Raw genomic sequence first — 13,844 nt, 5'->3', positions numbered from 1 at the left:
GTAGTTATTATAATAACTACTAAGTTTTTTGTAAAAAAAACGGCCTTACTCAGGGCGTTTTTTACCTGTCATAACATGGATCAGATCTTCTCTAGATTTCCAAAGTTTCTCCAGCTTTTCTGGTCCATAGGCATTTATGACTTCTTCTACCATGATATCATGTCGAATGTATTCCGTTGCCACTAATACGAGCGCAGGATCTTGTGATTTAATTGCCCATTCTGATCCACGGTCACTAAATTTTGCAATCAAGGCCTCTTCGTTGTCTCGAATAAGTATCGTTAAATAACCACCCATTCTTTCACTGACAATCTCTGGAGGCATGTAGTTATGATGATATGTATGACCGAAAGAAACGTCTTCCGCACCAAATAGGACTGCAAAGATAGGAATATCCTTTTCCTTTTCTCGAATGGGAACTTCAATCGTTGCCACGATGTGTGACCAAGCTGATAACCATATTTCCTTTTTTGCATCGCGAATCATAGAAATCATTTCCTGTACGATGTGATCATATTGGAAAATTCTACTGATCACATCGATTTTTTGATCGCTCTCTAGTGCATTAAGTGATTCTTCTAACGATTCAAACGACGTGTTCAATTCTTCTCTTAGCCTAGTGAGAAGTTGTTTGGGATTAACTGGTACATAAACAATGGGGTCTGATGGAACTGTTTGAATAGCGCCTTTATCAAGCAGTTTCCCTAGTACTTCATAAATCATGGATCTTGGCACGCCTGATTGCTTACTAAGCTCATAACCTGTAATAGATGGGCTCTTTAACAAGCCTATGTATGCCTTACATTCATACTTAGAAAAACCAAGTTTTTGCAATTCATTTATAGATTTCTCTTCCACTAACTTCCCCTCCTTTTAAAGTCGTTATATTACTAACTACTATAAAATAACTGGGTTAATTTGTCTAGTTATATTAACATGAAAGATTGTTAGGTATTTTGAATAAAGTTTGATTAAAAATTCTGTTTTAATAATGCAGTTATTTTCTTGTTAAGCTAATTAGATAGATTAGTTGAATAAAATAAAATCCAAATATGGTATAATCTTAATGTTTAGAATTTTAACTATATTAAGGAGGTTACAAACCCAATGTCATCCGAAGAAATAAACGATTTTTTAATCGAACAAAATAAAAGTATGGAGTCACTCTATAAACCAGTTCTAATTAATCATTGGATGTCTGCAACAACAGGCAAAAAAGAGTGGAGTGAAAAATACGAAAGAGCCCTAAGCGATTACTTTGCTAATTTTTCTGAGCAAGAAACATTTAGAAAGATATCATCTTTTAAAGAAGATAAAAATCTTACGCCCATTCAAGTACGCCAATTAGACGACTTATTTAATAAAGTAATTAAAAATCAACTTGATAAAAGTGTAGTGGCTAAAACCTTAGAACTTGAAAAAGATATTTCACATATATTTAACACGTATAGACCTACGTTGGAAGGGAAAGAAGTAACAAACAATGAGTTACTAGATATTCTTAAAAGCAGTACTCAGGATGAAGAAAGAAAAGGAGCTTGGCTTGCAAGTAAACAAGTGGGGAAAAAAATTGAAAATAATCTCTTGAAATTAGTACATAAAAGGAATAAAGATGCACAAGCATTGGGATTTGATAATTTTTATCAAATGAGTTTAACAACCCAAGAATTGGATATAGATACGGTATTTAATACCTTTAATCAATTAAAAAATCTATCAGATGAACCGTTTCGTAAAATTAAGGGTGAAATAGACGAAGAACGGGCAGAACAAATGGATATTCAAATAGAAGAACTACGCCCTTGGCATTATGTAGACCCATTTTTTCAAGAAGCTCCTCCCGTTAACGGAGTAAATTTAGATAAATTTTATGAGGGTAAAGATTTAGAAATGGTTGTTACTAATACATTTAAAGCTATGGGATTAGATATTGAAGACATTCTTCAAAGAAGTGATTTGTACCCACGTGAGAATAAAAACCCATTTGGATTTTGTACAAATCTTGACCGTAAAGGGGATATAAGAGTTTTAGTAAATATGGATGAAAGTGTATTTTGGGCAACTGCACTACTACACGAGTTTGGTCATGCTGCTTATTTTAAATATATTGATCATAATTTACCTTTTATTTTACGTTTTCATTCACACTCATTAACTACTGAAGCCATTGCATTGTTTTTCGGACGGATGAATAAAACTTTGGGATGGCAAATGCGTTTTCTGGATTTAACAGAAGAGCATTTAAGAGATGAAATTCCTGCTATTGAAAAAATGCTTCAACGTCAAATGTTAGTCTCTGCAAGATGGATCATCACTTTTGTCTTTTTCGAAAGAGAACTATACGAAAATCCGGAACAGGACTTAAATAAATTATGGTGGGAGATTGTAAAGGAAATCCAGTTTGTTAATCCTCCTGAAGACACAAGTTATCCCGATTGGGCATCAAAAATGCACTTTTCATTAGCACCAGTCTCTTATCAAGACTATCTATTAGGTGAATTAACAGCATCACAACTTCAATATTATATAGAAAATAATATTTCTTCTGACCTATTCAAACCAGAAGTAGGTAATTATTTAAAAGAAAATTTCTTTAAATACGGAGCTTCTTTACATTGGAATGAAAAGATAAAAAAAGCTACGGGAGAATATTTAAATCCAGTTCACTTTATAACACAATTTTTTTAATCCAGTTTGGGGAGATCATGCAATGACGAGTGTAGGATATGAGGGATTTTATGATACAAGTTCTTCAAGTTGGAATAGACAACTAATTCTACATGATACTTGGTCTTATCCGAAAGATTATTGGGTTAAATGGTCTTCTTATTTTGACTGGATAATCCAAGTACGTCCATCCTAAATTAAGGAGAACCAAAATGAAGAATTTTATTATGCTATCGATATCTATAGTTTTACTATTAATTAGTGGATGCTCTCAAACAAGTTAAAAAGGAAGTAAAGATTTTATGGAGATCATTGGTGATATATCGGTATCTAAAATTGAAGTTGTTGATGGGAGAACTGGGAAAAGACATAGTATTACTGAAAAAGAAAAAATAAAACAATTTAATCAGCTTTTAAATGCACGGGAATATAGTGAATTTGAAGAGCATGAAAAAATAAAGGGATATATATAGTGCTACTCTTTATAGTGACAACAAAGAAGTTAATACAACATTTCTAGGTGATGAAATAGAAATTGAAGCTACTTATTATTCACTGAATAAGCCGATATTAGAAAAAGATATATCCAATCTATTAAAGTAAAAGAAAGACAGTTTAAAAGAGGATTGATTGCTATCCGTCAATCCTCTTCATTAATAGAATAAAACATGGGAAATCAATAAAACGAAATTTTATAAACAATTAGAATACTAAGGGGAAAGTATTTAATTGTGATGGCTTCTCCTTTATTCCACCAACCTATGCTCTCATTTACAAAAGTTATTATTGAAATTTCTGGCCACTCTGATTATAAATTTCCAACAGTCAGGTGCCACATACCAGGAACACATTCAGATTCAACATCTTTTTTAGATAATGGCTCTAAGTATATGGTGTGAATGTATTTCATATACCTTTACAGAGTGAATACCGACACGTTCAAGGGTATTTATTGCGGAAGTACCTAATATTTATGAACTTCAAAATCATAGTAAATATCAGTATGAACTTCTAACTCATATCCACTAAATAATTGTGCTAAAGAAACAAATTAAAACAAAATAGAATAAGGTATTTTATCAATACGAAACGAAGTGTTATCGTCATTAGACGGCAGTACTTCGTTTTTCCTTTTTTATTTGCTTTCATTGTTGGCACAAGAAGATTTTTTCTGCTCATTATATGATTTCTGTAAAAGCTTTAACCAACTCTGGTGCAATTTGAGTGGGAGCAGGGGCTGAAAAATATGCTGTTACATTCAAATTACGTTTATGTAATAATTTGGATACAATATTATCGGCATTTTTTGACGTTGTACGGCTTCGGTAGAGAACACATGGCGGAGAAGATGCGTTTTAATTGATACAGTTTTTTCATTTTGAGATTCAAAATATAAACCATGTAAGAGAAAACTTATAGAAGCATGCTCTCTAATGTGCTACCTTCGTATTGAAAGAATTATGGCTTTAGTTGTGTAAATATAAATGCTATTTGCAAGTCCTGTCTAAAAGCACTTTGAACATCGTTTCGGCCACGGCATTGTTATAAAGGTAACGCCACTTGCTTAAGAATAAGAAATGCCCTTAAATCCGAACTTTAAGGCAAATAAAAAGAATTCGTATTTAATATTGATGAAATTTCCAAAAAATCTTATAATTAAATTAATTGGAAATTTAAGGGGATGAGGTATTGCGTACGGTTAATGGTGTATTAGACAGCAGTGAGGTGTATAAAACGAACTAATGCGAAGGAGATTCACATGACAACTATCAATTCAAATCTTTTTTACGGGGATCAGGTAAAACTAACAGTAGCTAGAGAAGAAGACATTAATATTATGGTGAGATGGGAAGAAGATGCTGAATATCTACGTAATGTAGATACAGAAATAGCTCTACCGAAAACTAAGGAGAAATTGGCATCTGAAGGGAAATCGGATTCGAATGAAGCGTATTTCCGACTGAGAACAATTGCTGATGATCATTTAATCGGATTTGTGACAATTCATAGTATTGAATGGAACAATCGTGCTGGACTTATGGCAATTGGCATAGGAGACTCTTCAAATCGCAATAAAGGTTATGGATCGGATGCGTTGAAGCTGATACTTCGTTATGCTTTTCATGAATTAAATTTGGACCGGGTCGGGTTGGAAGTTATTGAATACAACAAAGGTGGAATAAGAGCGTACGAAAAAGTTGGTTTTCAACAGGAAGGTAGAAAAAGATCGGTAGTTTATCGCGACGGAAAAAGATACGACAGTATAGTTATGGGCGTTTTAAGGCATGAATGGGAAGCCATTTATAAAGAAAACTGAATTTAAAATAGGATAGAACCATAAGCATAACTCGTAATGGGAACGCGTCAGGAAAATATGATTTACAAATACTAAAAGACCAATTTCTTAGTGTACTGACTGAGAAATTGGTCTGTCTTTGTTTCTATAGTATTGAAAGAGACAACGGTTGTTACTTAAGGAGCGATTAATTTGTACAGGGCAAAGGTAAGAGGAGGTTAGTTTAGGATTTGCATAAGCCCTATACCAGATGTGAAAGTAAGTTCATTTTAGATGGACTATTTTATAAACACAAAGGCATTCATACATAGCACATATCAGCTTCTCGTGAAAGGATTTCCCCCGACAGTGGCGAACTATTAAATAGAAGGAGGGGAATGAAGTTGAAAAAAAAAATAAATGTCTTATCAATTTTTGCAGCCATTTTTACATTACTGGGTATAGCTTTCTGCACTTTTATCATTTCAATCCTAGCTGTACTTAGTGGAAAGATTTACTATGTGGATTTTATCATTACAGTGGCTGTAGTTCTATATGTATATTTTCTGATGCTTCTTTTCCATTTTTTTAAAACGAAAAAGAGAAAAAGGGTTTTTGCTAGTATAGCGGGAATAGCGATATTGGTTACTTTGGTATCTCCGATTTATCATATGTATATTGATCGGATTCCAACGGTTGCTGCAGAAGTAGATGTGTATAAATATCAGCCGTTCTCGGAGTATAAAAACATCCCCATTTTAGATGAGCCAGCGACATTGCAACTAACAGGCAATTTACCAAGAATGGACGGGGCTACGGCTCTTTATCCCTTATATGCCGCATTTGTGCAGGCAACATATCCAGAGAAAGACTATTCACCGAATGAGAGTGAAGTGATGGTCAATACGACGCCAGATGCTTATAGTAATTTATTTAGCGGCGATGTAGACATGATTTTCGTGGCTGCGCCTTCTGAATCACAAAAGAAAACGGCTAAACAACAAGGCTTAGATTTGAAGATGACACCAATTGGACGCGAAGCCTTTGTATTTTTTGTAAATCAAAAAAATAACATTGCTGGTCTAACACTAGAGCAAATAAAAGCGATTTATTCTGGTGAAGTAAGGAACTGGAAAGAGTTAGGTGGAGTGGATAATCCGATTCGTGCATTTCAGCGTCCAGAAGATAGTGGTTCTCAATCAGCGCTTCAAAAACTCATGGGAGACACGCCAATTATGCAAGCACCGAGTGAAGATATCGCTTCTGGTATGGGCGGTATTATTAATGAAGTTGCCCAGTACAAAAACTACAAAAATGCGATTGGCTATACATTCCGATATTATTCTACTGAAATGGTGAAAAACGATCAAATTAAACTATTAGAAATAGAAGGCATTGCGCCGACAAAAGAAATGATTCGCTCTAAAAAATACCCGATCACATCAGAGTTTTACATAGTGACAGCTGGAACGGACAATCCAAATGTGGAAAAATTGATTGAATGGATTTTATCGAAGCAGGGACAAGCATTAGTTGAAGATGTTGGGTATGTGCCTGTTGGTAAGTATTGAAAAAAAGAGCTTCTAACTTGGAGTTAGGAGCCTGAATTGTGTGCAGAGGGATTGAGAAAAGCTTCATGTTTAATTGCAGTAAGAGTATAAATAGATAATTTTTCTAATATTTTGGTAGGGTCAGTCATCATCCTCGTTATCATAGGTGGCATGATGCTGTCAGCTTTCGTATCACGATGATTGAGCTATGCTATATGATCTAGACAGGGCTATCCCATAAGTCGACAATTTTTGACTTATGGAATAGCCCTGTTTTTTTACTTTTTCATAGTCATCTTCCGCAAAATGGCATACGAATTGTCTTACATATTTAATTAATTGATTCCTTCTCTAAGTCCTCTGAAAAAATAAATAATGCTTTCTTAAATCCTTTTTACCTATTAGAACGTTAATCTATTTGTACTACTTAATAAAAATGAGGGGGGTTTTCTGAATGGAGGTGGCAATGATTGGGTGATAAAAAACTCATTAAACAGATACAACAGGGAAACAGCGATTTACTCGACGTATTAATTCGAAAATATTACAAGGATATTTATAGCTTTTGCTTTAGAAAAACTGTGAATTCCAATATTGCCGCTGACCTTACGCAAGAAGTGTTTTTAAAGCTTGTCCATTACATTCATAGCTATGTCCATGATGGAAAATTTAAAAATTATCTTTTTACGATAGCAAGAAATGTTTGCATTGATTACTACAGAAAAAACGGGGATGTCATCCAATTTAGCGAGGGTTTAGATGCACCAGCAAACGATGAAAATTTAACTAAAGTGGAACAATCAGAAATTGTCATGCAAGCTTTAAATGATTTGCCAGATATACAAAAAGATGTAGTTTTACTGCGGTTTTATCATGATATGAAGGTAAGAGATATTGCCGAAATTACACAAACAAGTCTCTCTACGACGAAATCAAGATTAAAACAAGGATTGGATAAGCTCAAAAAAATTATAAGTGAGGAGGATGTATTTTGAAGGATAAAAAAGTAAAAAACACTTTGGAAAAGTACCGTGTTCCACAAATACCGAATTCATTGATTGATAATACAGTTGGTCTTGCTAAAAGAGCGTTTGAAAGAACGGGTATCAAGTACGAAATGTCGTTTAGAGAGATTCTTGTAGGACAGATTAAATATATTTCTCCTTCTTTATGGGTTATCCAAGCTGCACTACTTTTTATCATTTTAGTTTTTTTGCTAGTTTCTAACAGTACTCATAATGCATATCAATCAGTAATTACCACAATTTCCGTGGCATCTCCAATTATAGCTCTTGTGGTGATCCCTGAACTCGCCAAAAGTTTTAATCATCACGTGTGGGAGATGGAATCGACCTGCAAGTTTGATCTCCAAAAATTGCTTGCCATTCGTCTTATTATCATTGGTGCTCTGGATATGTTTGTCATCACCATAATGGTGGTCATTACAAGTACTTTTTATGAATTGAGCTTTATCAATATTAGCTTATATATACTCGTTCCGTTTAATATGGCTAGCAGTATTTATTTATATATATTAAGGAGAATTCGAGGGAAAGCGGCGACAATTATTTGTTTAACAGTAGGAATATTTATGGCTTTAGGAGTTGGCTTGCTTGCAGTATACAGTGAGCTATATACATTAATATCTACTTTTATTTGGATGACAATGTTTATATTTTCAACCGTTGTTTTAGTTTATGAACTTATTCATATGTTGAAGTCATTACAAGAAGGAGAGAAATTAGAATGGAACTTACCATAGACAAACTTTCAAAGCATTATGGCGATTCTATTGCTGTAGATACGTTTTCAATTGTTTTACAACCAGGTATTTATGGCTTGCTTGGTGCAAATGGATCAGGGAAAACAACCTTGATGAGGATGATTTGTGACATCTTAAAATCGACATCGGGTGAAGTGAAGTATAACAATACAAATATTAAAAAGCTTGGTGAAGATTATCGAGACATATTAGGATATCTACCTCAACATTTTGGATACTATCCTGATTTTAAAGCATATGATTTCCTGATGTATTTTGCTTCGTTAAAGGGATTACCCCATTTCAAAGCAAAAGAAAAAAGTCTGGAACTGCTGGAAATCGTTAATCTTACGGAAGTAAAAAATAAAAAAATAAAAAGCTTTTCTGGCGGGATGAAGCAACGATTGGGAATTGCTCAAGCGATGCTTAATGACCCGAAAATCTTAATCTTAGATGAACCAACCGCTGGGCTCGATCCAAAGGAAAGAGTTCGATTCAGAAATCTTATTAGTACGTTTGGAAAAGATAGAATTATCATCTTATCTACTCATATCGTTTCGGATGTCGAATATATTGCCGATGAAATAATTGTGATGAAAAGTGGCCAATTATTAAACAAAGGCAATGTGACTCAAATTACAAAGAGTATTGAAGGTTTTGTTTGGGAATGCACCGTACCTAGCAAGGAAGTAAAGTATTTGAATGAAACATACACAGTTAGCAATTTGAAAAATGTTGGCGATCAGGTTAGCTTACGGATTATCGCCGATAAAAAGCCTTGCGAAGGTGCCGTAAATACACCTCCAAACCTTGAGGATCTATATTTGTATTATTTCGAGGAGGGTCCAGCACTATGAAAAGCTTAATCTTTTTTGAACTGAAGAAAATAATAGGTAGACGTATGACGATTCTTGCTATATTAGGAGCAATCCTCATGAGTATATTATTTTTTATTTTTGATGTAGCCGATGAAAGGCACTTCAATTCCGATATTCAAACACTTCACGGACTCGAGGCAATCCTCTTTGATCAAGAAGTAATGAGAGAGCTAAAAGGACATTTGACTGATGCGTATATTAACAAACGTGAAGCAGAACGAGCAGCCATTGAAAATAATCCTAATAATTTGGAGAAAATACCTGATAAGGAATTAGTAGAAAAAAAGAAGGAAATGAGAGAAGTGGGATTTTCCGAAACTGAGATTGCTAACGTACCTACGATGAAATTGAAAGATGATGTGTACATACGTGAACTCGACAAATATGACTTCCTTGGCAGTCATGTTGGTTTAAGCGTTATAATCCCTAAGATTATATCTGAGCTTGAAAATGACGAAATGAATAAAATCTACGATAGAAGATCCGGCCGGTTTTCCAACGCAAAAAGGCCATCATTGGCAGATAAAGAAACAAGTAAATTGCTCAGCATGTATAAGCAAGTTGACAAGCACTATTATTATGATTATTACTTCGGGTGGGATCGTCTGAGTGCTAGTTTTTCAGGATTTGTTGCCATCGTATTAAGTGCAGTAATTGTCATCTGTCTGTCGCCAGTCTTTTCTCAGGAATACAGTAATCATACAGATGCCATTATGTTACCAACAAAATATGGGAAAAATAAAGTGATTGTAGCTAAACTCGTCAGTTCATTAATTTTCACAACAGCTGCTTATCTATTATTTGCGGCGATTAATCTGGGTTTATACGCTGCTGTTTATGGGTTAACTGGATACAATAGCAATATTCAGCTTGACTTCTTTTATTACCAATCACCTTACAATCTCACCTTTTTAGGTTTGAATTTAGCTGTCTTAGGTTTAAGTTATATTGGTTTGACTTTTATGGCTGCAATTACGCTATTTATATCGTCCAAAGGAAAAAATCCGTTTATCTGCGTTATCCTTTCAGCATTGGTACTTTATATTCCAATGATCGACTTGTCAGGAATATCCCACATTGCTGATAAAATCATTGCATTGTTCCCTGTTAATATCATGAAGGCAATCGAAATTTTTGAGTTAGGCAAGTTTTATAATTTGTTCGGGACACTCTTGTTGCAACCTACTATGATGATAGTAACCGCTATTTTGATTTCCGCTATACTTGTAAGAAGCACGTACAAGTCATTTGAAAATCATCAGGTGTAGAAGTGTTTAATAAATGTGAAATTTAGATTTGCTGGAACTTTTACGAACGTTTATACTAATTGACTAAATAAAATTTGACGATCAATTTCAAAAGTGTACAAATATTTAATTCTATAATTGTTACGTTTTGATGCTGCAATTATTTGGATCTAAAAGAGAAGTTCTCAAAGAACCGTAACGTTTCAAAAGTCATACCACTTTTGAAACGTTTTTTCTAGTTCTCCAATAGCCATTCGAACAAATTTTCGGTAGGATACGAGTAAGAATATAAATAGAGGTGTTAGTATGGGAGTTACAGTGATTTTATTATGTGGATAATAAGGGGCAAGCAATATTAAAGTTTAATAAAAGTTGTTGAACCTCTTGTTATGCAAGATAAATAGACCATATACGTGTTCGACTTTTTAAATTAAATAGTCGAACATAAAAAGTGCGCTCTGATGAAAAACGCAAGTTGGAAAAAGACCCTTCGACGCCTATTAAACATAAAAGATATTAATTTTTTTAGTTATAAAAACTCACCAACCGGAAAATTGAGATTAATAGTAGTATTACGTAACATTGATGAATTAAGTTTAGAACTTTCTGAAAATAGATGCATTAAAACAACAACTCCTAAGGATTCACTAGATAAAGCACCTTCATCTTCGCTACCGATGAGTACTACATCTGAAACTATAGGCCATGCACCAGCACGATTATAAAAATAAGCTAAGGATGGTTTACATGTAAAAATACCGAAATCTATATTATTTTGTTTTTCAATCCACTTGGTAGCTTCAGCAACTGTTTGTAAGCCTAATCCTTGACCATGATGATTTGGATCAGTTGCTACACAACTCAGTCCAGCTATATTAAATGTTTGTCCTTTATGATTAATAGTTCTACGCACCACACCTACATAACTAACTAACTTTCCATCCATATAAGAATAAAATGAGCGTACATTAAATTCTTTATCATGAACTTCTGGAATTGTTTCCCCTGACAACGAAAAGAATTCCGGCCAAACTCGATGTAGCATTTCAGCAATGTCACGTCGTAATGCATTAGGTACTTGATTATATTCAATTGATTGTACGATACTAGTTGTCATAAGTTCCTTCTCTCACTTTCTGTTATATTTAGTTAAATATTCTATATAATTGTTGTAAATAACGCCAACGAACTATTAAGAAGTAAACAATTTGCACAAAGCAAAGACATCCAAGTTTTATGATTGAACCCATTATAATTGAATAATTTAAAAGCTGTCTCATCGAGTTGGTGCTACCCCCTATATACTCATCCCTAAAAAATATAAAAACAGAAAAGGTCATAGAATGGAATTTAACTCCATTTAATAACCCGTTTTTACATGTATCTCGGCTGAACCCCTAATTATCCAATACAGTATGCATTCCAACTGTAATCATTGGTACTTCTAAGGCACAGCTTATTTTTAGAGAACTAATGTATGTAAAAAGAGCTTCCGAAAATGGAATTCAAAAGAAAAATAACTGAGACAATTTAATTAGGCGCTCAGTAAAAGCATATTGAATAAATTCATTGTACTTAACCAACTGTTTCCTACAACGTAGTATTTTCCTGTTATAGCTGTTTCTTATCTATTTATAGGCTTATTGAAGTTGGTTCCTCAGGATAGTATAGATCTTTACGTAGGCAGACATCCCGATGTGTGAGTGTTACACCTTTAAAGCGAATCCAAATTTCATCATCTGCCATGACACCATGCGTTTTACGCACAATGCCCCAGCGATTATAGGCTTGCATATCTAGTGAAGCCAGTAATTCTTTTGCGTTGACCCGAGTAGAAGGGAAGGTTCGCCATTTTAGCCAACGTTCTAGTTCATCTAAACTAATATGCCCCTCCATAATCGGTGAAAATTGTTTGTTAAAATCATCAATATAGTTAATTACATATGGTGTGCCACCATTAGCTGGTTTTAAGTCAACATGAGCAATAATGTCATCCATCCACATTACGTCAAAAGTCATGTAATCAATCAATGGATTCACTTCCTTCAATGAATAAATGTTTCCATGCTGGATCACGCAACTGTGAAAGTAATACGTCCTTAGCACGTCCAAAATCGTACGGAGACTGTTCAATTGCAGCTACTAATTTCTCTTTATCAATGAATGGTGGCCCTTCGTAAAGGGAAAGTTGTTTTGTAAAAGATGAATTCAGTGGTTTTGCCTTCACTCTTCGCTTTAAGATAGTTAATGGTTTTCCAGTTGCATAGTCTTTTTCATCAGATAGTAGGCTAAGCCCATTATCGAAAATCGGTGCCAGCTCCCATGTTTTTTCTTTTGGATCATATAGGAATAAAATGTTATTCGTATGCCGATCTTCATTTAGAATAAGTGCATCGAAAGCGAATAGCTGTGCAATCTGATGAGTTACAACGAGTCCTGTATACTGCTCGACCTGCGTCATCAATTGCTCGAATTTTTCTTTAGTAGAAAGTGTTTTGTTACTTGTAATAGAATCAGTAGAGCTGAAATTTGCTTCAAATAAGCGCTCAAGTGTCACTTCCTGTTTTGTACCACGAAAATCGAGTGAATAGCAGCCGTCAAATTGTTCACCGTCAGCTAATTGAATGATACATGGCTGATAGACGACATATTTAGAGCGGTCAAGAGTTGAGCATTTAAGTACGAGTGAAGCCAATACTTCTGCTTGGCCCTCATAACCTCGCGCATTTTGTTTGACCCACTTGTTGCCGATACGCCATTTCGATTGATCGCCTTTACTAGAAGTACTAATAATATGTTCAGCGTCGATAGGAATATGAATTGTTTCCATTTCATCACATCCAATTTATTATGAGTTTCTTTTATTATATAGTGCTTCATCGTTTACCGCACGAAAAGTTGTCCATCGAGTATTGTTTGTCGCTTCTATCTTTTATGGAAGTGAAAAATCTTAGAAGCTGCTAACTAAATATGTTTAAATTTCTTGGGTCAGATCAATATATATAAAAGCAGATATTAGAGCCAATCGGTATGAAAGACTCATTTGTTGGGCTAAATCAAGTTCAGTCCACTGAGGTGGCTTCCGGTTATAAAAGAGGATTTATGAAAGAGCATGCATACACTCCACCAATTTATAGGAGGAATGTACCAGCTGGAAATGTTGTAAGCAACACGAATGATATAGAGAAATGGGTGCAACTACAGCTAGGAAACGATTCGAGCCATGCGATTGACAAATAGATCATTCAAGAATCGCACATCCCTGACCAGTCCGTAGAGCCTTTTGATAAGAACACCTATTATGCCGGCGGGTGGGGAGTTATGAAAAAAAAACGAAAAAAAATATATATTACATGCTGGAGAGAATCCATCATTTACCTCGTATTTCATCATGCAGCCTGATGAAAAATTAGGGTTAACCATTCTGTCTAATATGAATAGGAATTTTACTAAAGCAATAGGTCA

Annotated in this window: 14 protein-coding genes; 10 read left to right on the top strand and 4 right to left on the bottom strand. The window is 34.5% G+C overall.

What is annotated here, in order from left to right; translation table 11 throughout:
• Positions 1–45 precede the first annotated feature (45 nt).
• Positions 46–858 (bottom strand): TrmB family transcriptional regulator, encoded by an 813-nt coding sequence (locus JFL43_RS16995; protein WP_200749980.1) that lies wholly within the window; start codon positions 856–858, stop codon positions 46–48.
• 249 nt (positions 859–1,107) lie between these two features.
• Between JFL43_RS16995 and JFL43_RS16990 the strand changes: the two genes are divergently transcribed.
• The 9 genes from JFL43_RS16990 to JFL43_RS16950 all read left to right on the top strand — a co-directional run bounded on the left by JFL43_RS16990 (position 1,108) and on the right by JFL43_RS16950 (position 10,400).
• Positions 1,108–2,688, top strand: a complete 1,581-nt coding sequence (locus JFL43_RS16990) for a M3 family metallopeptidase (protein WP_200749979.1) — start codon at positions 1,108–1,110, stop codon at positions 2,686–2,688.
• A gap of 22 nt (positions 2,689–2,710) precedes the next feature.
• Positions 2,711–2,863 carry a hypothetical protein gene (locus JFL43_RS16985; protein ID WP_200749978.1) on the top strand — a complete coding sequence of 51 codons (153 nt, stop codon included), beginning with the start codon at positions 2,711–2,713 and terminating at the stop codon, positions 2,861–2,863.
• A 106-nt stretch (positions 2,864–2,969) separates the two neighbouring features.
• Complete coding sequence (locus JFL43_RS16980; RefSeq protein ID WP_200749977.1) at positions 2,970–3,140, top strand: hypothetical protein; 171 nt, start codon at positions 2,970–2,972, stop codon at positions 3,138–3,140.
• Between the two features lie 1,286 nt (positions 3,141–4,426).
• Positions 4,427–4,984: a GNAT family N-acetyltransferase gene (locus tag JFL43_RS16975; protein WP_200749976.1), complete on the top strand. Its 558-nt coding sequence runs from the start codon at positions 4,427–4,429 to the stop codon at positions 4,982–4,984.
• A 356-nt stretch (positions 4,985–5,340) separates the two neighbouring features.
• Positions 5,341–6,513 carry a PstS family phosphate ABC transporter substrate-binding protein gene (locus JFL43_RS16970; RefSeq protein ID WP_200749975.1) on the top strand — a complete coding sequence of 391 codons (1,173 nt, stop codon included), beginning with the start codon at positions 5,341–5,343 and terminating at the stop codon, positions 6,511–6,513.
• 449 nt (positions 6,514–6,962) lie between these two features.
• Positions 6,963–7,487 (top strand): RNA polymerase sigma factor, encoded by a 525-nt coding sequence (locus JFL43_RS16965; RefSeq protein WP_200749974.1) that lies wholly within the window; start codon positions 6,963–6,965, stop codon positions 7,485–7,487.
• Complete coding sequence (locus tag JFL43_RS16960; protein ID WP_200749973.1) at positions 7,484–8,254, top strand: hypothetical protein; 771 nt, start codon at positions 7,484–7,486, stop codon at positions 8,252–8,254. Before JFL43_RS16965 ends, JFL43_RS16960 begins: the two co-directional genes overlap by 4 nt.
• The gene (locus JFL43_RS16955) at positions 8,239–9,111 is read left to right on the top strand and encodes an ABC transporter ATP-binding protein (RefSeq protein WP_200749972.1); all 873 of its coding nucleotides are present in this window, start codon (positions 8,239–8,241) and stop codon (positions 9,109–9,111) included. Before JFL43_RS16960 ends, JFL43_RS16955 begins: the two co-directional genes overlap by 16 nt.
• On the top strand, positions 9,108–10,400 hold the full coding sequence (locus tag JFL43_RS16950) for an ABC transporter permease (RefSeq protein WP_200749971.1): 1,293 nt from the start codon (positions 9,108–9,110) through the stop codon (positions 10,398–10,400). Before JFL43_RS16955 ends, JFL43_RS16950 begins: the two co-directional genes overlap by 4 nt.
• Before the next feature lie 508 nt (positions 10,401–10,908).
• Here JFL43_RS16950 and JFL43_RS16945 read toward each other — a convergent pair.
• The 3 genes from JFL43_RS16945 to JFL43_RS16935 all read right to left on the bottom strand — a co-directional run bounded on the left by JFL43_RS16945 (position 10,909) and on the right by JFL43_RS16935 (position 13,209).
• Entirely contained in the window at positions 10,909–11,496 is a 588-nt protein-coding gene (locus JFL43_RS16945) for a GNAT family N-acetyltransferase (RefSeq protein WP_200749970.1), read from the bottom strand.
• 515 nt (positions 11,497–12,011) lie between these two features.
• Positions 12,012–12,410 (bottom strand): hypothetical protein, encoded by a 399-nt coding sequence (locus JFL43_RS16940; RefSeq protein WP_200749969.1) that lies wholly within the window; start codon positions 12,408–12,410, stop codon positions 12,012–12,014.
• Positions 12,403–13,209 carry a hypothetical protein gene (locus tag JFL43_RS16935; protein WP_200749968.1) on the bottom strand — a complete coding sequence of 269 codons (807 nt, stop codon included), beginning with the start codon at positions 13,207–13,209 and terminating at the stop codon, positions 12,403–12,405. The genes JFL43_RS16940 and JFL43_RS16935 overlap by 8 nt, the downstream gene beginning before the upstream one ends.
• A gap of 200 nt (positions 13,210–13,409) precedes the next feature.
• On the opposite strand from JFL43_RS16935, the gene JFL43_RS22750 reads away from it, so the two are divergent.
• Positions 13,410–13,619 (top strand): hypothetical protein, encoded by a 210-nt coding sequence (locus JFL43_RS22750; protein ID WP_234447858.1) that lies wholly within the window; start codon positions 13,410–13,412, stop codon positions 13,617–13,619.
• Positions 13,620–13,844 lie beyond the last annotated feature (225 nt).

The sequence above is a fragment of the Viridibacillus soli genome, from assembly GCF_016612995.1.
GTDB classification, from domain to species: domain Bacteria; phylum Bacillota; class Bacilli; order Bacillales_A; family Planococcaceae; genus Viridibacillus; species Viridibacillus soli.
Note: the sequence above shows the minus strand (reverse complement) of the source record. Positions and strands in the feature narration are given on the sequence as shown.